At 64.5% G+C, this 21,781-nt stretch carries 19 protein-coding genes; 13 read left to right on the top strand and 6 right to left on the bottom strand.

Annotated elements, in window-relative coordinates; all coding sequences use genetic code 11:
• Nucleotides 1-7: 7 nt before the first annotated feature.
• From ACNJYB_RS25825 to ACNJYB_RS25805, 5 genes are all read left to right on the top strand, one after another.
• Complete coding sequence (locus tag ACNJYB_RS25825; RefSeq protein WP_439369280.1) at nt 8-1,891, top strand: flagellar protein; 1,884 nt, start codon at nt 8-10, stop codon at nt 1,889-1,891.
• A 71-nt stretch (nt 1,892-1,962) separates the two neighbouring features.
• Nucleotides 1,963-2,745 carry a hypothetical protein gene (locus ACNJYB_RS25820; protein ID WP_439369279.1) on the top strand — a complete coding sequence of 261 codons (783 nt, stop codon included), beginning with the start codon at nt 1,963-1,965 and terminating at the stop codon, nt 2,743-2,745.
• Nucleotides 2,746-2,755: 10 nt separating this feature from the next.
• Entirely contained in the window at nt 2,756-4,378 is a 1,623-nt protein-coding gene (locus ACNJYB_RS25815) for a hypothetical protein (RefSeq protein WP_439369277.1), read from the top strand.
• A gap of 1 nt (nt 4,379) precedes the next feature.
• Nucleotides 4,380-5,633, top strand: a complete 1,254-nt coding sequence (locus tag ACNJYB_RS25810; protein ID WP_439369275.1) for an ATP-grasp domain-containing protein — start codon at nt 4,380-4,382, stop codon at nt 5,631-5,633.
• Nucleotides 5,630-7,126 (top strand): pyridoxal phosphate-dependent decarboxylase family protein, encoded by a 1,497-nt coding sequence (locus tag ACNJYB_RS25805; RefSeq protein WP_439369274.1) that lies wholly within the window; start codon nt 5,630-5,632, stop codon nt 7,124-7,126. Before ACNJYB_RS25810 ends, ACNJYB_RS25805 begins: the two co-directional genes overlap by 4 nt.
• A gap of 71 nt (nt 7,127-7,197) precedes the next feature.
• Here the strand turns inward: ACNJYB_RS25805 and flbT are convergent, their stop codons facing one another.
• On the bottom strand, nt 7,198-7,635 hold the full coding sequence (gene flbT, locus ACNJYB_RS25800; RefSeq protein WP_439369272.1) for a flagellar biosynthesis repressor FlbT: 438 nt from the start codon (nt 7,633-7,635) through the stop codon (nt 7,198-7,200).
• A 322-nt stretch (nt 7,636-7,957) separates the two neighbouring features.
• Between flbT and ACNJYB_RS25795 the strand changes: the two genes are divergently transcribed.
• The 4 genes from ACNJYB_RS25795 to flaF all read left to right on the top strand — a co-directional run bounded on the left by ACNJYB_RS25795 (nt 7,958) and on the right by flaF (nt 15,970).
• Nucleotides 7,958-10,231, top strand: a complete 2,274-nt coding sequence (locus ACNJYB_RS25795; RefSeq protein ID WP_439369271.1) for a DUF1522 domain-containing protein — start codon at nt 7,958-7,960, stop codon at nt 10,229-10,231.
• Between the two features lie 321 nt (nt 10,232-10,552).
• Nucleotides 10,553-12,826: a DUF1522 domain-containing protein gene (locus tag ACNJYB_RS25790; RefSeq protein ID WP_439369270.1), complete on the top strand. Its 2,274-nt coding sequence runs from the start codon at nt 10,553-10,555 to the stop codon at nt 12,824-12,826.
• 349 nt (nt 12,827-13,175) lie between these two features.
• Nucleotides 13,176-15,308, top strand: a complete 2,133-nt coding sequence (locus tag ACNJYB_RS25785; RefSeq protein WP_439369268.1) for a DUF1522 domain-containing protein — start codon at nt 13,176-13,178, stop codon at nt 15,306-15,308.
• 293 nt (nt 15,309-15,601) lie between these two features.
• On the top strand, nt 15,602-15,970 hold the full coding sequence (gene flaF, locus ACNJYB_RS25780) for a flagellar biosynthesis regulator FlaF (protein ID WP_018642830.1): 369 nt from the start codon (nt 15,602-15,604) through the stop codon (nt 15,968-15,970).
• 133 nt (nt 15,971-16,103) lie between these two features.
• On the opposite strand, the gene ACNJYB_RS25775 is transcribed toward flaF, so the two are convergent.
• The 4 genes from ACNJYB_RS25775 to ACNJYB_RS25760 all read right to left on the bottom strand — a co-directional run bounded on the left by ACNJYB_RS25775 (nt 16,104) and on the right by ACNJYB_RS25760 (nt 18,633).
• Nucleotides 16,104-16,466, bottom strand: a complete 363-nt coding sequence (locus ACNJYB_RS25775; protein WP_439369266.1) for a hypothetical protein — start codon at nt 16,464-16,466, stop codon at nt 16,104-16,106.
• 159 nt (nt 16,467-16,625) lie between these two features.
• A complete protein-coding gene (locus ACNJYB_RS25770; RefSeq protein ID WP_439369265.1) occupies nt 16,626-17,123 on the bottom strand; it encodes a hypothetical protein in 498 nt (165 codons plus the stop codon).
• 11 nt (nt 17,124-17,134) lie between these two features.
• Nucleotides 17,135-17,509: a flagellar assembly peptidoglycan hydrolase FlgJ gene (flgJ, locus tag ACNJYB_RS25765; RefSeq protein ID WP_439369264.1), complete on the bottom strand. Its 375-nt coding sequence runs from the start codon at nt 17,507-17,509 to the stop codon at nt 17,135-17,137.
• Nucleotides 17,509-18,633 carry a flagellar basal body P-ring protein FlgI gene (locus tag ACNJYB_RS25760; RefSeq protein ID WP_439369262.1) on the bottom strand — a complete coding sequence of 375 codons (1,125 nt, stop codon included), beginning with the start codon at nt 18,631-18,633 and terminating at the stop codon, nt 17,509-17,511. Before ACNJYB_RS25760 ends, flgJ begins: the two co-directional genes overlap by 1 nt.
• A gap of 280 nt (nt 18,634-18,913) precedes the next feature.
• On the opposite strand from ACNJYB_RS25760, the gene ACNJYB_RS25755 reads away from it, so the two are divergent.
• Nucleotides 18,914-19,327: a flagellar assembly protein FliX gene (locus tag ACNJYB_RS25755; protein ID WP_439369261.1), complete on the top strand. Its 414-nt coding sequence runs from the start codon at nt 18,914-18,916 to the stop codon at nt 19,325-19,327.
• Between the two features lie 153 nt (nt 19,328-19,480).
• Here the strand turns inward: ACNJYB_RS25755 and ACNJYB_RS25750 are convergent, their stop codons facing one another.
• Nucleotides 19,481-19,852, bottom strand: a complete 372-nt coding sequence (locus ACNJYB_RS25750; protein WP_026311964.1) for a winged helix-turn-helix transcriptional regulator — start codon at nt 19,850-19,852, stop codon at nt 19,481-19,483.
• 157 nt (nt 19,853-20,009) lie between these two features.
• Between ACNJYB_RS25750 and ACNJYB_RS25745 the strand changes: the two genes are divergently transcribed.
• From ACNJYB_RS25745 to ACNJYB_RS25735, 3 genes are all read left to right on the top strand, one after another.
• Entirely contained in the window at nt 20,010-20,621 is a 612-nt protein-coding gene (locus ACNJYB_RS25745; RefSeq protein WP_439369259.1) for an NAD(P)-dependent oxidoreductase, read from the top strand.
• Between the two features lie 216 nt (nt 20,622-20,837).
• Nucleotides 20,838-21,203 carry an RNA polymerase-binding protein DksA gene (gene dksA, locus ACNJYB_RS25740; RefSeq protein ID WP_008554760.1) on the top strand — a complete coding sequence of 122 codons (366 nt, stop codon included), beginning with the start codon at nt 20,838-20,840 and terminating at the stop codon, nt 21,201-21,203.
• A 387-nt stretch (nt 21,204-21,590) separates the two neighbouring features.
• Nucleotides 21,591-21,770, top strand: coding sequence for a hypothetical protein (locus ACNJYB_RS25735; RefSeq protein ID WP_439369258.1), 180 nt, complete (start codon nt 21,591-21,593; stop codon nt 21,768-21,770).
• Nucleotides 21,771-21,781 lie beyond the last annotated feature (11 nt).

The following is a 21,781-nucleotide window of genomic DNA, read 5'->3' as shown; positions in this document are numbered from 1 at the left end:
CTGAAACATGTCGATCAGCAGCATCAACTACGCCTCGTCGGTTCTCGGCGCGCAGATCCGCAACATCAATCAGCAGCTGACCGACCTCTCGACGCAGCTCTCGACCGGCAAGCTGTCGCAGAACTATTCCGGCATGGGCACCAACGAGGGCTTTGCGATCGCCTCGCGCGCGCAGCTCTCCAACATCGCCGCCTATACCGACACGATCACCAACGTCAACGTCAACATCAACCTCGCCAACACCGCCCTGCAGTCGCTGACGACGATCCGCAACACGGTGCAGACCGGCTCGGCCAACACCGCGCAGGATCTGAATGTCAACGGTCAGACGATCGCGCAGAACACCGCCGCCGCGCAGTTCGGCTCGATGGTCGGCGTGCTCAACACGCAGTCGGGCAACCGCTATCTGTTCTCGGGAACGGCGGTCAACACGCAGTCCGTTGCGGACGCCGGCGACATCATCAACGGCACCGCGACGCAGGCCGGCTTCAAAACCGTGATGGCGGAACGCCAGGCCGCCGACTTGGGGGCCAACGGCATGGGGCGCCTGGTGCAGACGCAGCCGACGCCGAGCTCGGTGCAGGTGTCGGAAGACGTTGCCGGCTCGCCGTTCGGGCTCAAGATCAAGGCGGTGTCTTCGACGCTGACGGGCGCGACCGTCACCGGCCCGAGCGGCTCGCCGGTGTCGTTCTCGGTCGATCTGAACGGAAACAATCCAAACAACGGCGACAAGCTGAGCATCCAGTTCACGCTGCCGGACGGCAGCACCGAGCAGATCGACCTGACCGCGTCCTCGGCGACGCCGACGCCGCTCGGCAGCTTTGCGATCGACGCGAGCGTCCCGGTCAACCCCAACAACACGGCGGCGAATCTGAACACGGCGCTGAACACGGCGATCAAGAAGCTCTCCAACACCTCGCTGGTCGCGGCGTCGGCCGTGACCGCCGGCGATAATTTCTTCAACACCGCAAGCTCCGCGATCGGCGCCCCCAAGACCAACCAGGCGGCTCCGTCCGCACCGATCAGCGGGGCGACGGCGCTGTCCGGCACCAGCCCCTCGGACTCGATTTCGCCGGGCTTCGTCGCCGGCGACACCATCACCGTCAACGGCACTACGCTCACCTTCGTCGGCTCGGGCGCGACCGGCAACCAGCTCAACGTCACCGACAGCATCCAGACCCTGCTGAGCAAGATCGACGCGATCACGGGGACGTCGAAGCCGTCGACGGTCCATGGCGGCGCGATCACGATCAACACCGACGATGCGGCGGGCCTGAACATCACGAGCTCGAACACGAGCGCGCTGGGCTCGCTCGGCTTCAGCGCGACACCGGTGACGGCCACGCAGCCGCCGCTGCGCGTCGGCTCATCGCCGGCGAGCTCGGCGACGACGCTGGTGAACGGCTCCGCCAACACCGTGAAATGGTACCTCGGCAATGACGGGCCCGGCTCGCCGCGCTCCACCGCGATGGCGCGGGTCGACGATGCCGTCACGGTGCAGTATGGCGCACAGGCGAACGAGGACGCGATCCGCCGCCAGTTGCAGGCGATCGCCGTTTTCGCGACCTTCTCGACCTCGCCGACCGGCCAGTACTCCGGCGGGCAGGTCTCGGCGCTGAGCCTGCGGGTGACGCAGGCGCTGACCCAGCAGCCCGGCCAGCAGCGCATCGAGGACATCCAGACCGACATCGCGATGGCCCAGAACACGATGAAGGACGCGACCACGCGCCAGACCCAGGCCAAGGCGCAGCTCCAGACCATCGTCGACCAGGCGGAATCGGCCTCGCCCGACCAGGTCGCGAGCGAGATCCTGGCGCTCCAGAATGCGCTTCAGGCGTCCTACCAGACCACCTCAAAACTCGCGCAGCTCTCGCTCGTCAAGTTCCTGTAAGGATGCGTTAAGACGCCGTTAACCATGCCTGTTTACCTCTTGGTGAGGATTTGAGCGGGGCGGAGCTGTCGATGTCTGACAAGATGCAGCTGGTGGTGGCGACGCCTTGCTTCGGCGGGCAGGTGTCGAGCATCTATGCGAGCTCGATCTTCGCGCTTCAGCGCGCCGTGCACGGCATGTCCAATCTCGAGCTCAAGGTGCACTTGCGCGACGGCGATGCACTGATCACGCGGGCGCGGGCCAATCTGGTTGCGATGTTCCTGGACGATCCCAAGGCGACGCATTTCCTCTTCGTCGACGCCGATATCGGCTTCAAGCCCGAGCAGGTGTTCCGGCTGATCGAATGCGGCGCCGACGTCGTTGCGGGCTGCTATCCCATCAAGCGGGTCAACTGGGACAAGGCGGCGCGTGCGATCCAGTCAGGTCGAGCCGACGTGCCGGCCGCCTCGCTCGACTACGTGCTGGAGATCGAGGATACCGACCGCATCGTGGTGGTCAATGGTTTTACCCGCGTGCGTTATGCCGGCACCGGCTTCCTGATGATCCGGCGTCACGTGCTGGAGGCGATGTGCCGCCATCCGGACTATGCGAACCTGCAGTTCTTCCGAGAGCATTCGCACGACACGTTGGCGGCGAGCCAGAACCGGTTCGCGCTGTTCGAATGCATGATTGATCCCGGGACCGGCACCTATCTCTCCGAGGACTTCGCCTTCTGCAAGCGCTGGACCGATATCGGCGGCGAGATCTGGGCCGACATCCAGAGCTCGCTCGACCATGTCGGGCCGTCGGTGTTCCACGGCGATATCGCCTCGCAATTCGCGCCGGCGCCTGCGGCGGCGGCCGACGCGGCCTGAGCGCTTCGGGATGAGCACCGGCGCATCCCGTCCGGCAGACATCGAACGGGCGTCCGACGCCGGCTCGCGCTATCGATTGCGCGATCTCTTCACGCCGCTCGACACGCTGCTGGTCTCGGGCGGCGATCCCCGGTTGACGCTCGATCTGGACGACCGCGTCAACGCCTATGGCTGTGCGCCATCGCCGGAGCCGGAGATCTGGAATTTCGCCTCGTCGACCGCGTCCACGATCTCGCAACGAGCCTATGACCGCGCCGCGCTGGCGCGCGAAGAGTTGATGCATAGATGCCTGTTCGAGGAGGTCGAAGTCGCCTTCGACGCACGTTGCGAGGGCATGCGCGAGGAGCTGCGCGGGCACCTCCAGCTTCCGCCGCACGTCGACATCGTGTTCTCGCCGTCGGGCACCGACTCCCAGCTCCACGCGTTGTTCCTGGCGCGCGTGGTGCTTGGCGCGCCGCCGGTGACGATCGTGGTCGGCGCCGACCAGACCGGCAGCGGCACGGCCCATACTGCGGGCGGGCGCCATTTCAGCTCGCTGACGGCGAGCGGCTTCGCGGTGCGCAAGGACGGCGAGGTGGCGGGGCTTGCCGGCGACAGCATTGCGGTGCCGCTGCTCGACCACGCCACGGCCGACATCGCGATGCGCGCCGATGCCGACGCTGCAGTAATGCGAGCAATCGAGAACAGCCTCGCGCCAGGCCGCTGCGTTCTTCTGCATATCATGGATTCGTCAAAACTCGGCTGGCGCGCGCCGAGTGCTGCCTGCCTCGATGAGATCGCGCGGCGCTGGCCGCGCAAGGTTCAGGTGGTCGTCGATGCCTGCCAGGCGCGACTCGGTCGCGGGCGACTGCGTTCTTATCTCGAGCGCGGTTACATGGTGCTGATGACCGGCTCGAAATTCTTCGGCGGTCCCGCCTTCAGCGGCGCGCTGCTGGTGCCGAAGGGCCTGGCGCGGTCGATCGATCGGATCGGCGCGATGGCGCCGGGCATCTTCGACTATGCCGGCCGCTGCGACTGGCCAACGGCCTGGACGGCGTTGCGCTCGCGCTTCGAGCGCCGGCCGAATTTCGGCCAATGGCTGCGCTGGGAGGCGGCGCTGTCGGAGATCGGCAACTACTATGCCGTGCCCGGCGCTTTCCGCGCCGGGGCGCTGGCCGAGCTCGCCTCCGGCATCGACAGCATGATCGCGCTGTCGCCGGCGCTTCAAGCCGTTCCGAATCCGTCCGGGCAGGCCGGCGTGGATGACGAGGAATTCGCAGCCGCCACGATCTTTCCGTTCACGCTGCTCCGCGACGGCAAGCTAGTCCCCATCGCGGACACCAGCGCCGTGCATCGCGCTCTGGCGCGCGACATGAGCAACGACATCGGCGGCAGCGCGGCGGACCGGCAGGTCGCCGCACAACGCTGCCTGGTCGGTCAGCCGGTACGGCTCGAGCGGGCGGACGGCAAGCGAGGATTGCTGCGGCTGTGTGTCGGCGCGCGGCTCGTCACCGAAGCCTGGTCGGCGGACGCCGCGCAGTCGCAACGCAATTTGCAGCATATCCTCGATCGCGTCGCCGACGTGCTGGTGAAGATCGAGCTGCTGCTCGACGGTGCCACGGCTGTGCCGGGGAAGTTTGTGCTCGAGGCCTAAGATGCTGAATCCTGTTTCCGCGCCGAACGGCGCCGCCCCGCCAGCCTATTCCGACCGTATCGGCTTTGCGCAGCTGACGCGCCGGGCTTTCGAGGGCGGCAATCTGCATCCGTTGCGTGAGAAGCTTCTGGCGCGGATCGCGGAAGGAACCGCGGAGGCAGGCGAGGGCCTCGATCTGTCGCTGATCGCCCAGCTGCTCGGCGAGAAAGAGGCCGGCCTCGTGATCCAGACCGAGGTGCTCGCCTTTCATCAATTGTTTCGCACGCCCTGCGCGGCTGCCAAACCACGCATGCGTGTGCTTGCGCTCGCGGCCGATATCGACATGGGCGGCAATACCCCGATCGAGTTCCTGCTCGAAGGCTCCGACATCGAGCTGCTGACGCTCTACGTGGTGAAGGGCGTCGGCCTGCCCGAGACGTTGCCCGATCATGACGTGGCCATCGTGGTCGCCTCCGATTCCGCGGAATGCCGCGAGGCGCTCGCCGTCATGGAACAGGCCGCGCCGCGCTGGCCGCGGCCGCTGCTCAATCGTCCCGAGCTGATTGGCAATCTCGATCGCGACAAGCTGTATCGGTTGCTGGCTGATATCCCCGGTCTCGACATTCCCGTGACCGCCAACGCGACCCGTGCGCAATTGACGGCTCTCTCGGAGGGACGAATCGCTTGCGCGGAGATTACGGACGAATTGCACTTTCCAATGATCGTACGGCCGCGCGGCACGCACGCCGGCGTCGGGCTCGCGAAGGTCGACGATGCAGCTGCGCTGAAGGCCTATCTGGTCGAACGACAGGAGCAGGACTTTTTCGTCGCGCGTTTCGTCAACTACGCGAGCCCCGACGGGCTCTTTCGCAAGATCCGGCTCACCATAGTCGACGGCGAGCCCTATGCCTGTCACATGGCGGTCGCCGATCGTTGGGACATCTGGTATCTCAACGCCTACATGGCGTTCAGCGAGGAGAAACGCGCTGAAGAGGCCGTCTTCATGCAGGACTTCGATCACGCCTTCGCGGCGCGCCACAGGAATGCGCTCGACGAGATGAGCCGGCGCGTCGGCCTCGACTATTTCATCGTCGACTGCGCCGAGAACCAGAAAGGCGAGTTGCTGGTGTTCGAGGCCGACAACACCGCCGTCGTGCACAACATGGATCCGCCCGCCGTGTTTCCATACAAGCCGCCGCAGATGCGCAAGATCTTTGCCGCGTTCACGGCGATGCTGTCGCGGCACGCCAAGGCGGGCGAGGGGAGCGCCGCATGAACGAGATCATCCGCAACACGCAAGGCTCCGTCACGTACACCTCGCTCGATCCGCAGGACTGGAGCGAATTCCGCGCGCTCGCCCATCGCATGCTCGACGAGGCGATCGACGGCATCGCCAACGTCCGCGCGCGCCCCGTCTGGCAGCCGATCCCCGACGAGGTCCGCGCGGCCATCAAGTCCGACGTGCCGCGCGAGGCAAGCGATCTCGCGGAGGTCTATCGCGAATTCGCCGAGCATGTCGCGCCCTATGCGACTGGCAACGTTCATCCCGGCTTCATGGGCTGGGTGCATGGCGGCGGCACGGCTGTCGGCATGGTTGCGGAGATGCTTGCCGCTGGGCTCAACGCCAATCTCGGCGGGCGCGACCACATGCCAGTCGAGGTCGAACGCCAGATCGTCGACTGGATACGCAGCCTGTTCGGCTTCCCGGAAGAAGCGAGCGGCATCTTCGTCACGGGCACGTCGATGGCCAATCTGATGGCGGTGCTGGTGGCGCGCGGCGCTACGCTCGGCACGCTGGCGCGGCAGCACGGCATCGGCAACGATGGTGCGCTGCTCACGGCCTACACGTCGCGGGCCGCGCATGGCTGTGTCCCGAGGGCGATGGACATCGCCGGGCTCGGCACCGATGCGCTGCGCAAGATCGACGTCGACGCCGATCATCGCATCGATGTCGCCGCGCTGCGCGCGCAGATCGCGGCCGATCGCGAGGTCGGCTTCAAGCCGTTCCTGGTGGTCGCATCCGCCGGCACGGTCGATGTCGGTGCGATCGACGATCTCAGGGCGGTCGCGGAGCTGTGCCGCGAGGAAGGTCTCTGGTTTCACGTTGACGGCGCTTTTGGCGCGCTCGCAATTCTTTCTCCCGAGCTGGCGCCATTGCTCGCCGGCATCGAGTTCGCCGACTCCATTGCGCTCGACTTCCACAAATGGGGGCAGGTGCCCTATGACGCCGGCTTCCTGCTGGTGCGCGATGGCGAACGGCATCGACAGGCCTTCGCCCAGCCGGCGGCCTATCTGAGCCGCGAGGCGAGGGGGCTGGCGGCGGGTGCGGTCTGGCCGTGCGATCTCGGTCCCGATCTGTCGCGCGGCTTCCGGGCGCTGAAGGCCTGGTTCACGCTGAAGACGTTCGGCACCGACCGGCTGGGTGCGGTGATCGCACGAAGCTGCGCGCTCGCCAGATATCTGGAGGCGCGCGTGCTGGCCGAACCGCGGCTGGAATTGCTGGCGCCGGTGAATCTCAACATCGTCTGCTTCCGCTATCGCTCAGGCGATGCGTTCAATCGCGAGATCGTCGCCGACATCCAGGAGTCCGGCATCGCCGCGCCCTCGGGCACGACGCTGGACGGCAAGTTCGCGATCCGTGCCGCGATCGTCAATCACCGCACTGAGGAGACGGATATCGATGCGCTGGTTGCGGCCGTGGTCAAGTTCGGTGCGCAGCGCGGCGGCGGCGTGATCCAGGTCGAGGCGCCGCCAATCGCGGCGCAGTGACATCAAGATCGCTCAAGTCAAAACGCCCCGGACCTGGTCCGGGGCGTTTTGCTTTCAGATGCGCGAAGCGCTCAGGCGGCCGAGCTGACGTCGCTCTTGATATCGCTCTTCGGATGCGTGGCCTCGTACTGGTCGCGCAGCTTGTCTTCATAAGCGATTAGCTTGCGGGCCTCCTTGAGCGCCCGGTAGAGGTCGCCGCTCATGATGTTGTTGTTGATGCCCTCGATGATCGGCCAGGCGCTCGGCACTGCGGTGACGATGTCACGCACGAGGTTGAAATAGGTGCCGTGCTGGGTCTGCGGATCCGGCGAGATGTACATCAGCTGGACCGCCAGATAGACGAGCTTGGCGGGGGTGTCGGCGGTCTCCGGCGTCAGGATGTCGCGTTCGCGCAAGATCGGCACGTTCTCGCCGTCAATCAGAAGACGGGCGCGCTGGTCCGTGTTGGTGATCACGGAGTTACCGACGATGATGCGTTCGTGCGGTTTGAGCTCGACCTTGAGAGCCATGCCTGTTCTCCATCAACCCTTTTGTAACGAGCGGCGCGCGGCGCAGTGAATGACAACTGCCGGCCCTGATTTGGGTCCAATCCTTGCTGAATGTGGTTAACGGGTCGTAAAGATTTGCGCTCGCGTTGAAGAGTGTAAGGATGTCAATGGCTTGAGCGGTGCAAAGAGCTGCACTGCAAGCGTGCAAGAAGGCGCTTTGGGCGCGACGCGGACAAACCGGCGATTTCATTTCACGGATTGTTAGAGGCTCGGAGGCACCGTCCGCCGGTCGTTTGATCAATCTCGGTCAGACAGGACGCGTAGCTACCAGAAAGGTAACAGTATGTCCGGTATCGTTCTCTCTGCGTCGGTTCGCCAGAACCTGCTCTCTCTCCAGTCCACCGCCGACCTCCTCGCCACCACGCAGTCGCGTCTGTCGACCGGCAAGAAGGTGAACTCGGCGCTGGATAACCCCACCAACTTCTTCACCGCCCAGTCGCTCGACAACCGCGCCAGCGACATCAACAATCTCCTCGACGGCATCGCCAACGGCGTGCAGGTGCTGCAGGCTGCCAACACCGGCATCACCTCGCTGCAGAAGCTGCTCGACTCGGCCAAGTCGATCGCCAATCAGGCGCTCCAGACCACGGTCGGCTATTCCACCAAGTCGAACGTCTCGACCACGATTGCCGGCGCGACGGCCTCCGACCTGCGCGGCACCACGACCTATTCGAGCACGAGCGCACTGACCAACGTGCTGTTCTCCGGCGCCGCTGGCGGTGCAACGGCCGCGACCGCCAGCACCACGCTGGGTGGCACGGTGGCAACCTTCCAGGCAGTCACCGCCGTCAACGACACCTCGGCTGCCGCGATCACGACGGCCACCAAGCTGTTCGATGCGGCCTCCGGCTTGACCACCGGCGCCAACACCAAGTTCACCGACGGCAGCACGCTGACGGTCAACGGCCACACCATCACCATCTCGGCGACTGCGGTCCCGGCGGCTGCGGCTGCGCCGGCAGGCTATGGTGTCACCGGCAACATCGCCACTGACGGCAATGGCAACTCGATTGTCTACACCGGCACCAGCACGACCACCACGTCCGCAACCGTCGGCGACCTCTTGAACGCGATCGATCTCGCCAGCGGTGCCCAGAATGCGGTCGTCGCCGCGGGCGCTGCGACGCTCAGCACGCCGGCCGGCAACACTGCGGCGGCGATTGCCGCCGGCAAGATCACCTTCACGACCTCGACCGGCGGCGATCTCAACATCACCGGCAAGGCCGACATGCTGAAGGCCCTCGGTCTGACGACCGCGACCGGCTCCGGCAACGCCACGGTCTCGGCGACCCGCACCACCACCTCGGCCTCGCTCGGCTCCTTGATCTCCGACGGCTCCACGCTGAACGTCGACGGCAAGACCATCACGTTCAAGAACGCGGTCGTTCCGGCGGCTGCCAACGTTCCGACCGGCTCCAGCATTGCCGGTACCGGCAGCAACGTGGTGACCGACGGCAACGGCAACTCGATCGTCTACCTGCAGGCGGCGACGGTTGCCGACGTGCTGACCGCGGTTGATCTCGCCACCGGCGTGCAGTCGGTGAAGTCCGTGAGTTCGGGCACGGCGACCTTGCAGACCGCCACCGGTGCGACGAACTCCTCGATCGTCGCCGGCGCGCTGCACATCTCGACGGGTGCGAACTCGGATCTGACGATCACCGGCACCGGCAATGCGCTGTCCTCGCTCGGCCTCACCGGCTCGACGGGTACGGGCACTTCGTTCACCGCGAGCCGCGCTGCGGCCTCCGGCGGCATCTCCGGCAAGACCCTGACCTTTACCTCCTTCAACGGCGGCACGGCGGTCAACGTCACGTTCGGCGACGGCACCGGCGGCACGGTCAAGACGCTCGATCAGCTCAACACGCAGCTTCAGGCTAACAATCTGACTGCCACGATCGATGCCAACGGCCTGCTCACCGTCTCGGCCACCAACGACTATGCCTCCTCCACGATCGGCTCGGCGAGTGCCGGGGGCACGATCGGCGGCACGATCACGTCGGCCTTGACGTGGTCGAACGCGACTGCGCCCGTTGCTGATGCTGTTGCCCAGGCGACTCGTTCCAACCTGGTCAATCAGTACAACAACATCATGACGCAGATCGACACCACCTCGCTGGACGCCTCGTTCAACGGTGTGAACCTGCTCAACGGCGACCAGCTCAAGCTGGTGTTCGACGAGACCGGCAAGTCGAGCCTGAACATCACCGGCGTGACCTTCAACTCGAAGGGTCTGGGTCTCGCCGCGCTGGCGCAGGGCACCGACTTCATCGACAACTCGGCGACCAACAAGGTGCTGGCCAAGCTGAACACCGCGTCGAGCACGCTGCGTTCGGAAGCCTCCACCCTGGGTTCGAACCTCTCGGTGGTGCAGGTGCGTCAGGACTTCAACAAGAACCTGATCAACGTGCTGCAGACCGGCTCGTCCAACCTGACGCTGGCCGACACCAACGAGGAAGCGGCCAACAGCCAGGCGCTGTCGACCCGACAGTCGATCGCGGTCTCCGCGCTGTCGCTGGCCAACCAGTCGCAGCAGAGCGTGCTCCAGCTGCTCCGCTAATAGTTGACGACATCGCAATCAAGTCATGGCGGCGGGGCTTCGGCCCCGCCGCTTTCTTTTTGCGTAACCGTTCGAGAGGTGGTCTGGCGGCTCTGAAAAAGTAACCGTCGGTTATGGTTAACGGGGAGCAAACGCCAAAAAAGTGAAGAGTTTCAGATCGATCGTCATCGATTTCGACGCGCTTGCGCAGCGTTATGGTGAACCGGCGCTTACGGCGCGCGAGCAGGTTTCACCCTTTGTTAGCCATGTCCCCTCAGGCTGTGCCCGTCACTCGATCCGAAGCGATCGAAAGAAGACGCGTAAACCAGAAGGGTAAGAGTTATGTCCGGTATCGTTCTCTCTGCGTCGGTTCGCCAGAACCTGCTCTCTCTCCAGTCCACCGCCGACCTCCTCGCCACCACCCAGTCGCGTCTGTCGACCGGCAAGAAGGTGAACACGGCGCTGGATAATCCCACCAACTTCTTCACGGCCCAGTCGCTCGACAACCGCGCCAGCGACATCAACAATCTCCTCGACGGCATCGCCAACGGCGTGCAGGTGCTGCAGGCCGCCAACACCGGCATCACCTCGCTGTCGAAGTTGCTCGATAGCGCCAAGTCGATCGCCAATCAGGCGCTCCAGACCACGGTCGGTTACTCGACCAAGTCGAACGTCTCCACCACGATCGCCGGCGCGACGGCCTCCGACCTGCGCGGCACCACGACCTATTCGAGCACCAGCGCGTTGTCGAACGTGCTGTTCTCCGGCGCCGCCGGCGGTGCAACGGCCGCGACCGCCAGCACCACGCTGGGTGGCACGGTGGCAACCTTCCAGGCAGTCACCGCCGTCAACGACACCTCGGCTGCCGCGATCACGACGGCCACCAAGCTGTTCGATGCGGCCTCCGGCTTGACCACCGGCGCCAACACCAAGTTCACCGACGGCAGCACGCTGACGGTCAACGGCCACACCATCACCATCTCGGCGACTGCGGTCCCGGCGGCTGCGGCTGCGCCGGCAGGCTATGGTGTCACCGGCAACATCGCCACTGACGGCAATGGCAACTCGATTGTCTACACCGGCACCAGCACGACCACCACGTCCGCAACCGTCGGCGACCTCTTGAACGCGATCGATCTCGCCAGCGGTGCCCAGAATGCGGTCGTCGCCGCGGGCGCTGCGACGCTCAGCACGCCGGCCGGCAACACTGCGGCGGCGATTGCCGCCGGCAAGATCACCTTCACGACCTCGACCGGCGGCGATCTCAACATCACCGGCAAGGCCGACATGCTGAAGGCCCTCGGTCTGACGACCGCGACCGGCTCCGGCAACGCCACGGTCTCGGCGACCCGCACCACCACCTCGGCCTCGCTCGGCACGTTGATCGCCGACGGCTCCACGCTGAACGTCGACGGCAAGACCATCACGTTCAAGAACGCGGTGGTTCCGGCGGCTGCCAACGTTCCGACCGGCTCCAGCATTGCCGGTACCGGCAGCAACGTGGTGACCGACGGCAACGGCAACTCGATCGTCTACCTGCAGGCGGCGACGGTTGCCGACGTGCTGACCGCGGTCGATCTCGCCACCGGCGTGCAGTCGGTGAAGTCCGTGAGTTCGGGCACGGCGACCTTGCAGACCGCCACCGGTGCGACGAACTCCTCGATCGTCGCCGGCGCGCTGCACATCTCGACGGGTGCGAACTCGGATCTGTCGATCACCGGTTCCGGCAATGCGCTGTCCGCGCTCGGCCTCACCGGCTCGACCGGTACGGGCACCGCCTTCACCGCGAGTCGTGCCGCAGCTCCCGGCAGCATCTCCGGCAAGACCCTGACCTTTACCTCCTTCAACGGCGGTACGGCGGTCAACGTCACATTCGGCGACGGCACCGGCGGTACGGTGAAGACTCTGGACCAGCTGAATGCCAAGCTGCAGGCCGACAATTTGGCCGCCACGATCGATGCCAACGGCCTGCTCACGGTCTCCGTCATCAACGATTACGCCTCATCGACGATTGGCTCGGTTGCCGCAGGCGGCGTGATCGGCGGTACGATCACGACCGCCTTGACCTGGACCAACGCGACGACGCCGACCGTCGACGCGGTCGCCCAAGCCACGCGTTCCAACCTGGTGGCGCAGTACAACAACATCATGTCGCAGATCGACACGACCTCGGTCGACTCGTCCTTCAACGGCGTGAACCTGCTCAACGGCGACCAGCTCAAGCTGGTGTTCGACGAGACCGGCAAGTCGAGCCTGAACATCACCGGCGTGACCTTCAACTCGAAGGGTCTGGGTCTCGCCGCGCTGGTGCAGGGCACCGACTTCATCGACAACTCGGCCACCAACAAAGTCCTGGCGAGCCTCAATGCTGCCTCGAGCACGTTGCGCTCGGAAGCCTCCACCCTGGGTTCGAACCTCTCGGTGGTGCAGGTGCGTCAGGACTTCAACAAGAACCTGATCAACGTGCTGCAGACCGGCTCGTCCAACCTGACGCTGGCGGATACCAACGAGGAAGCGGCCAACAGCCAGGCGCTGTCGACGCGCCAGTCGATTGCAGTCTCCGCGCTCTCGCTGGCCAACACATCTCAGCAGAGCGTGCTCCAGCTGCTCCGCTAATAAGCGGCTGAAATAACGACACAAAAGAGAGCGGCGGGGCTTCGGCCCCGCCGCTTTTTTGCGTTCCCTGGCGGCTCCGTAAATCCTGGGTTCCAGTGCGGGGAGGGCGCTAACCCGGCATTAACCCTTTCCCTTAAGTCGTCGTTAACCATACTTTAAAGGACAGCCCCTAAAACTCGACAAAAGCCCGCTTTCCAGATCGGCGAGCCCGATTCGTTTACGGTTCAAAAGGAAGACCGCCAATGTCCAACATCGTTCTCTCGGCGTCAGTTCGCCAGAACCTGTTGTCGCTGCAATCAACGGCCGACCTGCTCGCCACCACCCAGTCGCGTCTCTCGACCGGCAAGAAGTGAACACGGCGCTGGACAATCCGACCAACTTCTTCACCGCGCAGGGGCTGGACAACCGGGCGAGCGACATCAGCAACCTGCTTGATGGCATCAACAACGGCGTCCAGGTGCTCCAGGCCGCCAACACCGGCATCACCTCGCTGCAAAAGCTGATCGACAGCGCCAAGTCGATCGCCAACCAGGCGCTCCAGACCACGGTCGGCTACTCGACCAAGTCGAACATCTCGACCACGATCCCCGGCGCGACGCCGGCGGATCTGCGCGGCACCACCAGCTATACCTATGCAACGGCGACCGGCAATGTCGTTACCAACGGCACCGCGGGCGGTACGACTCCGATCACCGGCGCGACCACGCTCGGTGGCATTTCGCAATCCCTGACCGGTAATGCCGCTCCCGACGGCGCCGGTAACGCGGCAAGTCTTGCGGCCAATCTCAAGTTGCTCGGTACGCCGAGCGCCACCACGATCGCGGCGAACGGTGCGCCGTCCGACGGCGATGTGCTGATTGTCGACGGCAAGACCATCACCTTCAGGGCGGGGGCCGCGCCTGCGGTCGCCAACGTTCCAGCCGGTTCCGGCAAGAACAACAACGTTGTGACCGACGGCAATGGCAACTCCACGGTTTACCTCGGAACAAACGCCGCTCCGGCTGCGACCGTCCAGGACGTGATGGACGCGATCGATCTTGCTAGCGGCGTGCAAACCGCGGCGATCACGGGCGGCACCGCAACGCTGTCGAACTCCTCGGGCGCCAACGCCGCCATCGCCGGCGGCCAGCTCACCCTCACCACCGGCACCGGCGCCGATCTCAGCATCACGGGCAAGGCCGACTTCCTCAAGGCGCTGGGCCTGACCACCGCGACCGGCTCCGGCAATGTCAACGTGACCAAGGCGCGTCTGACCGCCCCAGCTACGCTGGGCACGCTCGTTCAGGACGGCTCCACGCTCAACGTCGACGGCAAGACGGTCACGTTCAAGAACGCGGCCGTCCCTGCTGCCGCTCCGACGGGGTCGACCAAGATCGGCAACATGGTCACCGACAACAACGGCAACTCCATCGTCTATCTCCAGGGCGCAACCGTTCAGGATTCGCTCAACGCGGTCGACCTGGCCTCGGGCGCCGGCATCGTCAGCGCCGGCGCCGTGGTCGCGGCGAGCGGTTCGTCGCTGTCCTCGGTCGTCAATGGTGCGCTCAAGCTCAGTACCGGCACCACCGCCGATCTGTCGATCACCGGAACGGGCAACGCGCTGTCCGCGTTCGGGCTGACCGGTCCCACCGGCACGGGTACCGCCTTTACCGCAGGCCGCGCGCCGGGTCCCGGCAGCATTTCCGGCAAGACGCTGACCTTCACCTCCTTCAACGGCGGCAAGCCCGTCAACGTCACCTTCGGCGACGGCACCAACGGCACGGTCAAGACGCTCGACCAGCTCAACAACCAGCTTCAGGCCAACCACCTGACGGCGACGATCGACGCCAACGGCGTGCTCACGATCACCACCGTCAACGAATACGCCTCTTCGACGCTCGGCTCGGTGACTGCTGGCGGTGTCGTCGGCGGCACGATCACCAGCACGGTTGCCTTCACCACCGCGCAGCCGCCGATCCAGGATCCCGTGGCGCAGACGGCGCGCTCCAATCTGGTCAACCAGTTCAACAATATCCTGGCGCAGATCGACACCACATCGCAGGACGCCTCGTTCAACGGAGTCAACCTGCTCAACGGCGACACGCTGAAGCTGGTCTTCAACGAGACCGGCAGCTCGACGCTCAGCATCAACGGCGTGGTGTTCAACGCGGCCGGCCTCGGCCTCAGCAACCTCGTCAACGGCGTCGACTTCATCGACAATGGTGCCACGAACAAGGTGCTGGCGAGCCTGAATGCGGCCTCGAGCACGCTGCGCTCGGAAGGCTCGGCGCTCGGCTCGAACCTCTCGATCGTGCAGGTGCGCCAGGACTTCTCGAAGAACCTGATCAACGTGCTGCAAACCGGCTCGTCCAACCTGACGCTCGCCGACACCAACGAGGAAGCGGCCAACAGCCAGGCGCTCTCGACCCGCCAGTCGATCGCGGTCTCCGCGCTGTCGCTGGCCAACCAGTCGCAGCAGAGCGTGCTGCAGCTGCTGCGCTAGTTTCATAGCGCAAGATCACTGATGAGGATAGCGCGGCGGAGCTAACGCTCCGCTGTTCCTTTGAGGGAGATCGCTAAGACATTAGCTGAGATCGACGCGCATCATGTCAGGCGAGTTTACATCGCGCGTGGGTGCATCTAGCGTTTGCGCTGACGAAGAAACTCCGCGACCCGTAGTAGTCCGGAGGGCTTCCAAGCACACACGTAAGTAAATCTTAAGCGGTGCTGCCTAGGGTTGGGAAAGAAATCCTTAAGCGCTTTCAACGTGCTAGGTAAACTTCCAGGGTGTGATTGATGTCGAATTCCGCTGCCTCGGCCTATGCGCGTGTCGCAACGACCACCGCATCTCCTCGCGACATCGAGGCGCAGACTCTGCTCAAGGCCGCCAACAAGCTCCAGGATGCGGTGAACAATGCCGATCCGCTCAGTGAGCAGACGATGCAGGCGCTGATGTTCAATCGCAAGCTCTGGACGATCTTCCTGAGCGAAGCCATGCGCGACAGCAATCCGCAGCCGATCGACGTCCGGCAGAAGATCGCCAACATCAGCGTGTTCGTATTGAGCCAGACCGCGGCGCTGCAGATGAGCCCGCAGTTCGATCACTTCCGTCCGCTGATCGAGATCAACCGGAACATCGCTGCGGGTCTGTCCGGCCGTCCGTGATGAGATCCGTCACGGCCGACTTCGCGAGCGGCTCGCGGACAGCCTATTAGTCCGGCATCCGGATTTCGCAGGCAGCTTGGCTATGAAGCGCGCCGGTGCGCCCAACACCGTCACCTCGCTCGACACCTGATCGTCAGGCGCTGAGGTCCGTGTTCAGTGGACGCGCGGGCTTGGACTTCAAGTCCTCCGCATGAAAATAGGCGCGCCGGCGCAGCATCGCCTCGTCGGGGAATTGGTTCACCACCGCGTCGGTCTTGTCGTTGACGACCTGGAAAACGAACGATGCGGCTGCCTGGTCGAACACGACCTGCCGCGAGATGTTTTCGTTGTTGTTCGGCAAATCGTTGCGGACGGGCGCGCTGGTATCGCTCGCGGCGACCGTCTGGCTCACGGGCAAATCCGTTTGCACGGCTTCGTTCGCCGCCGAATTCGACGTCGTTACGATCTGCACGGGGGCCGGGATCCCCACCGGCCTGATGCTGAAATCTGTACTCATGGCAGCCTCCTGGTTGCCCTACGTGAGTCAAATCCCAACCCCTCTCAATGCGCAACCATGGAACACCAGGACTGAAGACCCGGTAAGGAAACGTGCCTAACCACGCGACGACAACGTCGCGCGGTTTTTCGTCAAATTGTAGTCAGCTTTTGCGTGCGCTCAGAGCGAGCGGCTGAGCGCGAGCGGGGTGATGTGGCGCGGGCCGGGAGCCGCGCGACGTCCGGCGGCAGTATAGGTATTCGGTACGTTGCGCTTCTGGATCTCGGCATTGACGCCGCGCACGACGCTTTCGGAGACCGCATGCGCGGTCGCGAGCACGGTGAGGTTGACCTGGAGCATCGCGCGGAATGCATCGTGGTGCCGATGCAGCGTCGAGAGCAGCTCGGGCGCGGATTTCGCGAGCTGGGCCTGGTTCGCCTTCAGCTGGCTTACAGCGCCAACGTAGTTTCGCGAGAGCTCCTGCTTCCTGCTCTCCAGCGTCATGGCCTCGCGGACGTTGCCGGCGCGCACCAGCTCGGTCTCGCGCTCGATCAGGCTGAGCAACGCGCTCATCGCATCCATCAGATCTTCCGCGAGCTTGCGCGCCTCGGCACTGCCGGGTGCGGTGTTCGGGCGCTGCGCTTGCATCGGCTGACGTGAGGCGTTGAACTGGTTCATCTCGTTGGACCTTATGCCGTACGGAGCGTGGCTTTCGCCTGCTGGATGATCAGGGTGCGATAGACGTCGCGGGCGACACCGACGCCACCGGCACTGGCGAAGTTCTTGGAATATTGCTCGGTCAGCATCGAGCGCCACACGCCGGTACCGGGCGTGCTGCCGAATGGACCATCGCCCTTCAGGCTAGAGGTCATCTGCGAGAACATGCTGTTGAGGAACATCGCTTCGAAGTCGGTGGCGGTCTTCTGCGCCTTGGCTTGTTGCTGCGGCGCGACCTTCTGCAGGGCCGCCGCGAGCTCGAAGTCGGGTCGGCCGTTGCGGCTCTCGACCGAGAAGGTCGGCGAGTACGTCGTGAGGTGCGGGGTATTGATCGTGCTCGTCTGCATCACATCACCTCGATGTCGGCTTCGATCGCCCCGGCAGCCTTGATCGCCTGGAGGATGCTGATCATGTCGCGGGGGCCGATGCCGAGGCCGTTGAGGCCATCGACGAGTTGCTGGAGCGAGACGCCGTCCTTGACCAGCGCCAGCTTCTTGCCGTCCTCGGTGACGCTGACGCTGCTGCGCGGTGCGACCACGGTGCGGCCGCGCGACAGCGGATTGGGCTGGCTCACCTGCGGGCTCTCGGAAATCGTGACGGTGAGGTTACCTTGCGCCACCGCGACGGTGGCGACGCGGACGTCGCGACCCATCACGATGATGCCGCTGCGCTCGTCGATGATGATCTTGGCGGCCAGATCAGGGTCGACCTGGAGCTGCTCGATCTCGGTGAGGAAGGCGACGACGTTGCCCTTGAACTCCGGCGGGATCGACAGTTGCACCGTTGAGGGATCGATCGGCTCGGCCGTCTTGACGCCGAGATAGTCGTTCACCGCCGCCGCGATGCGCTTGGCGGTGGTGAAGTCGGCGTTGCGCAGCGCGAGGCGCACGTTCGGCAGGCGATTGAGCGCAAACTCGATCTCGCGCTCGATGATGGCGCCGTTGGCGATGCGCCCCACCGTCGGGACGCCGCGAACGATCTTGGCCGCCTCACCCTCGGCCTGGAAGCCGGAGATCGCGAGCGAGCCCTGCGCCACCGCATAGACGTTGCCGTCGGCGCCGAGGAGGGGAGTGACAAGCAGGGTGCCGCCCTGCAGGTTCTTGGCATCGCCGAGCGCGGACACCGTGACGTCCATGCGCGTGCCCTGGGTGGCGAAGGCCGGCAGATTGCCTGTCACCATCACGGCAGCGACGTTGCCGGTGCGGATGGTGGCGCCGCGGATGTTGACGCCCATGCGCTCGAGCATCGCCTGCAGCGACTGCTTGGTGAAGGGGATGTTGTTGAGCGTGTCGCCGGTGCCGTTGAGGCCGACCACGAGGCCGTAGCCGATGAGCTGGTTCTGCCGCACGCCTTCGATATTGGCGAGGTCCTTGATGCGCGAGGTCGCAGCCGCCGAATTGACCGACAACGCCAGCGCCGACAGCGCGGCGCAGGCCGCCCCAACAATCCTCACCCAACGAACGGCTGGCATCCTCTGCTCCCCAAGGCTTCCAAAGAGCCTCCTCAAATCGAAGACCTGCACGACACTCCCATGACGAGCCGGTCCGGCGCTTTCCTTGCGAGCGCTGTGCCAACCTGGGCAGAGGGGTTAGATGATTGAATAGGTTGAATAAACCTGTTTCGACCGGTGTCAGCGGGCGTTCGCCTTCAGGAGCGAAACTGCCGCCCGTCGGCAGATTTTGCCGGGCCGTTTACGCAGCGTTAACCATAAAACGGCGAATGTGGCGCATCGATCACCCGGATTGCTTCCGATGCGCATCTACGGACCGAACGGCACCACGCTTGGAACGCCGACCAGCCAGGCCAGACGGACCGGCTCGGGCACCTTCGTGCTGCCCGACACTTCGTCGGCGCAGGAGACGCGGAGCGCCGCTGCACCGAAGGCCGCCGCCAACATCGACGCGCTGCTTGCGCTGCAAGGTGTCGAGGAGGATCCGGTCGAGCGCCGCAAGCGCTCGGTCGCCCGCGGCAGGACCGCGCTCGACGTGCTCGACGAGCTCAAGATGGGACTCTTGTCCGGCAATCTCGACGCCTCGACCGTGATGCGGCTGCGCGACGCCGCGGCGAACCTGAAATCGTCCTCGGGCGATCCCGGACTGGACTCCGTGCTCTCGGAGATCGAGCTGCGCGTCGAGGTCGAACTGGCGAAGGCGGGGCAGGCCTAGTCAAGCGGACTGTCCTCGCCCGGCTTGAGCGGGCGACCCAGTATTCCAGAGACAGTCGTTGTTGAACCAAGAGGCCGCGGCGTACCGGATGCCACGGTCAAGCCGGGGCACGACACCAACGTTGGGTTGGCAAGCTACGCTATCGCTTGTGCCTTACGCCGCCTCTTCCTTCAGTTGCGCGTCGTAGCGGCGCTGGGCGGCGAGCACGTCTTTCAGATTCTGTTCGGCCCAATCGCGCAGGGGATCGACGGCGGCGGCGAGCGTCAGCCCGAGCTGCGTGATCGAATACTCCACCGTCACAGGCACGGTCGCGATGGCGCGGCGCTTGATCAATCCGTCGCGTTCCAGCGACTTGAGAACCTGGCTCAGCATCTTCTGCGAAATACCTTCGATCGTGCGGCGCAACTGATTGAAGCGCATTGGCTCTTCGCGCAGCAGCAAGAGGATCAGCACCGCCCATTTGTCGCCGACGCGGTCGAGGATCTGGCGCGTGGGGCAATTCGCTGCATAGACGTCGGGCTTCATCTTGGGTCCTCGATCCATTCCAGCCGCCTGCGCGCGGCGATTTCGTTGCGGCGGTTACTTCAGCGTAATCAGGTAAGCACAAAGTGCTCTCTTAACACTAGCATTCTTTGCGATATCTAGTCACCACTAGTTACTAGAGGAGCAAAGGAGCCTTCCAATGAAAATCGCAGTCGCCGGCGCCTCGGGCCGGGCCGGATCGGAAATCACCAGGGAGCTGTCGCGCCGCGGCCATAGCGTCACCGCCATCGCCCGGAACCCGGAGAAGATCGCGGCCCTGCCGAACGTCACGCCGACCAAGGGTGACGTGCTCGACCAGCCGGGCTTGACCAAGCTGTGGGCCGGCCACGACGTCGCCGTGAGTTCCGTCCACTTCCTGGCCAGTGACCCGCAGAAGCTGCTCGGCGCGGCCAAGGCGTCCGGGGTGGGTCGTTACCTCGTCGTCGGCGGAGCCGGCAGCCTCGAAGTCGCCCCCGGCGTGAAGCTGGTCACAACTCCCGGTTTTCCGGCCCAATACAAGGCCGAGGCGGAGGCGGGTTCCGCCTTTCTGCATCTGCTGCGTCAGGAAAAGGACCTGAACTGGACCTTCATCTCGCCGTCGGCGCTGTTCATCGAGGGGGAACGCACCGGCAAGTTCCGGCTTGGGACCGACCAGCTTCTCGCAGATGCGAACGGCAAGAGCTGGATCAGTTTCGCCGACTACGCCATTGCGCTGGTCGATGAGATCGAGAAGCCGTCCCATCTGAAGCAGCGTTTCACGGTCGGGTACTAGGCCTTCGGCCGCCCCCGGCCCCTTTGCGGATAAACCTTCCTGTGCAAGGGTTTGGGGGCGGTAACCGAGTGATTAAGGAAATATTGTCTGTCACGGGAGGCCGCTATATAACGCCCCGCTCAACGGACCCCGTTCCGTTTGCGAGTCGTTGCTTAGACAGATAGGCCGCCCTTGGAAAAGTTGAAAAACTACCGACCGACCGAAAAAGAGCCTTTCATGAACGACCGGCAGAAGGAGTACTTCCGTTTGAAGCTCCTTGCCTGGAAGGATGAGATCCTCAAAGAGTCCAAGCTCACCCTGCAAGCCCTGCAGGAGGAGAACGTCAACCACCCCGATCTCGCTGATCGGGCATCGTCCGAAACCGACCGCGCCATCGAACTCCGTGCCCGCGACCGCCAGCGCAAGTTGATCGCCAAGATCGACGCCGCGCTCCAGCGGATCGAGGACAACACCTACGGCTATTGCGAGGACACCGGCGAGCCAATCTCGTTGAAGCGGCTCGAAGCCCGGCCCATCGCAACGCTCTCGGTGGAAGCGCAGGAGCGCCACGAGAAACGCGAGAAGGTTTATCGCGACGAATAAGGTCCGAGCCGCAGAGATGCGGCTCTTTGTTTTTGGACGCGAGGCGCCATTTCGCGCCATGTCCGGCATTTTGCCTGTCGCTTGCCGCCGCCCGCATCAACGCGTGAGCGCAATCGCGAAAAGTGAATCGCGATCAATGAGCTAGAGTCGATTCCTCCGATCTCACGTGAGATCGGAGGAGAATCGACTTTCGCTTCAGGTGTGGGAAGGTATTGCGAGTCGCATCAACGAGATCGCCCCTGATGCTGAGCGGCTGATCGAGCTGCATCAAGCAGTGCTGCAATCAGCCTCGCGCGACGCCACGAGGCGCGCATCCCCATAGCGCCTCGACCAGCTCAATATTTCGTTAAACGCCGGGTTCCGCGGCTCCAGGCGCCGGACTGGCTGGTGCGGCTGGCCGCGAGCCCGATTCGGCTGCTGCCCGCCGTCGTGCCGATGCTCGGGCGTGTCGGGCATTCCACCAGCGTCAAGGCGCGGTCGCTGCTCGGCTGGCAGGTGCGTAGCAACGAGGAGGCGATCCTTGCGACCGCCGAGAGCCTGGTCTGGCTTGGCCTTCTCAAGCCGTAAGGTCCGCCGCC

The organism is Bradyrhizobium sp. SMVTL-02 (assembly GCF_051853005.1).
GTDB lineage: Bacteria > Pseudomonadota > Alphaproteobacteria > Rhizobiales > Xanthobacteraceae > Bradyrhizobium.
This window is presented reverse-complemented; position numbering and strand designations above follow the sequence as displayed.

Bases quoted from the DNA above. Each gene is read 5' to 3' on its own strand.
- ACNJYB_RS25755 (WP_439369261.1), top strand. From the start codon at position 18,914: ATGCGCATCTACGGACCGAACGGCACCACGCTTGGAACGCCGACCAGC.
- ACNJYB_RS25775 (WP_439369266.1), bottom strand. From the start codon at position 16,466: ATGAGTACAGATTTCAGCATCAGGCCGGTGGGGATCCCGGCCCCCGTG.
- ACNJYB_RS25805 (WP_439369274.1), top strand. From the start codon at position 5,630: ATGAACGAGATCATCCGCAACACGCAAGGCTCCGTCACGTACACCTCG.
- flbT (WP_439369272.1), bottom strand. From the start codon at position 7,635: ATGGCTCTCAAGGTCGAGCTCAAACCGCACGAACGCATCATCGTCGGT.
- ACNJYB_RS25770 (WP_439369265.1), bottom strand. From the start codon at position 17,123: ATGAACCAGTTCAACGCCTCACGTCAGCCGATGCAAGCGCAGCGCCCG.
- dksA (WP_008554760.1), top strand. From the start codon at position 20,838: ATGAACGACCGGCAGAAGGAGTACTTCCGTTTGAAGCTCCTTGCCTGG.
- ACNJYB_RS25745 (WP_439369259.1), top strand. From the start codon at position 20,010: ATGAAAATCGCAGTCGCCGGCGCCTCGGGCCGGGCCGGATCGGAAATC.
- ACNJYB_RS25820 (WP_439369279.1), top strand. From the start codon at position 1,963: ATGTCTGACAAGATGCAGCTGGTGGTGGCGACGCCTTGCTTCGGCGGG.
- ACNJYB_RS25825 (WP_439369280.1), top strand. From the start codon at position 8: ATGTCGATCAGCAGCATCAACTACGCCTCGTCGGTTCTCGGCGCGCAG.
- ACNJYB_RS25790 (WP_439369270.1), top strand. From the start codon at position 10,553: ATGTCCGGTATCGTTCTCTCTGCGTCGGTTCGCCAGAACCTGCTCTCT.
- flaF (WP_018642830.1), top strand. From the start codon at position 15,602: ATGTCGAATTCCGCTGCCTCGGCCTATGCGCGTGTCGCAACGACCACC.
- ACNJYB_RS25815 (WP_439369277.1), top strand. From the start codon at position 2,756: ATGAGCACCGGCGCATCCCGTCCGGCAGACATCGAACGGGCGTCCGAC.
- ACNJYB_RS25795 (WP_439369271.1), top strand. From the start codon at position 7,958: ATGTCCGGTATCGTTCTCTCTGCGTCGGTTCGCCAGAACCTGCTCTCT.
- flgJ (WP_439369264.1), bottom strand. From the start codon at position 17,509: ATGCAGACGAGCACGATCAATACCCCGCACCTCACGACGTACTCGCCG.
- ACNJYB_RS25810 (WP_439369275.1), top strand. From the start codon at position 4,380: ATGCTGAATCCTGTTTCCGCGCCGAACGGCGCCGCCCCGCCAGCCTAT.
- ACNJYB_RS25760 (WP_439369262.1), bottom strand. From the start codon at position 18,633: ATGCCAGCCGTTCGTTGGGTGAGGATTGTTGGGGCGGCCTGCGCCGCG.
- ACNJYB_RS25750 (WP_026311964.1), bottom strand. From the start codon at position 19,852: ATGAAGCCCGACGTCTATGCAGCGAATTGCCCCACGCGCCAGATCCTC.